Raw genomic sequence first — 1,656 nt, 5'->3', positions numbered from 1 at the left:
AGACTGAACCATTAACCCGACCGACCGGAGGGGTCAGAATTTCGGTGCCGGGAAGTGTTCAGTATTGGCGTTCCGTTGACATCATCCGAGTGGGTTGCGTCGGCGTACTGGGAATGGGCTGCAGTTCGTGGGTGGGCGCTTCGGGCATGGCGCTGTGAGCTCAGTCCACTGGGCGTCTCAAGGACCTTGCTGGACCCTGGTAGGGGTGGCCTCTACTCTTAATCATTCTCGTTATGCCACGAAGGCCCGGGTGCGGTGCCGGATCAACTAACGCGGGACAGATTCGACTTGTAGTACTCGTGGCGCCCGTGGTCGTCCTGTCCGACGAAGGCTCGAAATTGTCCGATCTTGTAGGCAAGCCCGGTCGGTCGCACTTCTTTGTGGATTTCGAAATCTTGACTGAGCAAGCTGATGCGTCGGTCGATCTCCGGATCGTCAAGATCCAGGCCGGTCTGGCGGGCGATCTGCGCTGCAGTCAGGAAGACTTCCTGGTCTCGAAGTGCTTGATAGACAGGGTCGGCAGTGGGGTTGATACCTCGGTCGATACGATCTCCCTGGTGACGTAGAGCTGCCGCGATGGACAGGCCGATTGCGCGGGCGACTGGTGGTGGAAAGGCATTGCCGATCTGGCGGTACACAGCGGTCTTGCCGCCCTCGAAGGTCCATGCAAAGTCGTCGTACCCGACAGGCAGTTCGTTCTTCAACATCTCCTCGTGACCTTCGATTGTGCGGTCTCTGAGCACCCACCCTTGAAGCCTGGCGACCATCTCGTTCGTGAGCTTCGGCCCGTGCTCTGTCATCGGGCGCGTTTGGTAGGGAGGGGCCGTGTCGTGAACACCGTAAGCGTCGACGCCGAGCTCAGCCCAGGCTCGCTTAGCCCGTGTCGGTCCCAAGTCGGCTCCGCCATGCTTCTTTGATCCGCCGACGATTGTAGGAGCGATACCGTTGGCCTTGTCGGCCCACGCATCTGCTCCCTTCCACGTAACCCATCTGCTCTTACCCCCTGCTTCGACCCGTGCACCCCGCTTCATGAGCGCTCGCAACGCGTCGCCGACGGTTCCCGGATCGCTTGACTTCGCCGGCCACTGGAAGTACTGGAACTCCTCCGGCCGCATCGCAACCAAGACGAACCGCGGCCGTAGCTGGGGCACTCCGTGTTCAGAGGCCTGTATCAGGCGCCACTCCGCTGAATAGCCGAATTCTCGAAGACGGTCGAGTACATGCTGTCGGTAACCGGCGAAACGAGGCATGCTGAGCCCTCGAACGTTCTCGAGGAGCAACGCGCGCGGCTGAATGACCGCGACCTGCTAGACAGCCCATGCAAACAGGTCACGTTCGTCATTGGCTCCGAGCTGTTTTCCTGCGATAGAGAAGGGTGGGCACGGGACGCCTCCCGCGAGGAGGTCGACGGGGTCCGTCCTCTCCTCGGGCGCGAATTCATGGGGGTCGAAGACCTTCGGGTCAGCAACGTCGCCTACCTTAACCGTCCACCGGTCCCGGTTCAGTTTGAGAGTCTTCGCTGCGATCGGGTCGAGTTCGACCGCCAACTCGTGGTTGAACCCAGCCAGCTCCAAGCCAAGAGCCTGCCCACCTGCACCTGCGCAGATCTCGATGACACTGAGTTCTTTCACACGGATGCCTTTCGAAGAGGTTGGC

Annotated in this window: 1 pseudogene; it reads right to left on the bottom strand. The window is 60.7% G+C overall.

What is annotated here, in order from left to right:
• Positions 1 to 263: 263 nt before the first annotated feature.
• Positions 264 to 1,631: pseudogene (locus tag ACFWPJ_RS32205) on the bottom strand (DNA cytosine methyltransferase).
• Positions 1,632 to 1,656 lie beyond the last annotated feature (25 nt).

It is taken from the genome of Nocardia sp. NPDC058497 (assembly GCF_042720195.1).
Classification (GTDB): Bacteria; Actinomycetota; Actinomycetes; order Mycobacteriales; family Mycobacteriaceae; genus Nocardia.
Note: the sequence above shows the minus strand (reverse complement) of the source record. Positions and strands in the feature narration are given on the sequence as shown.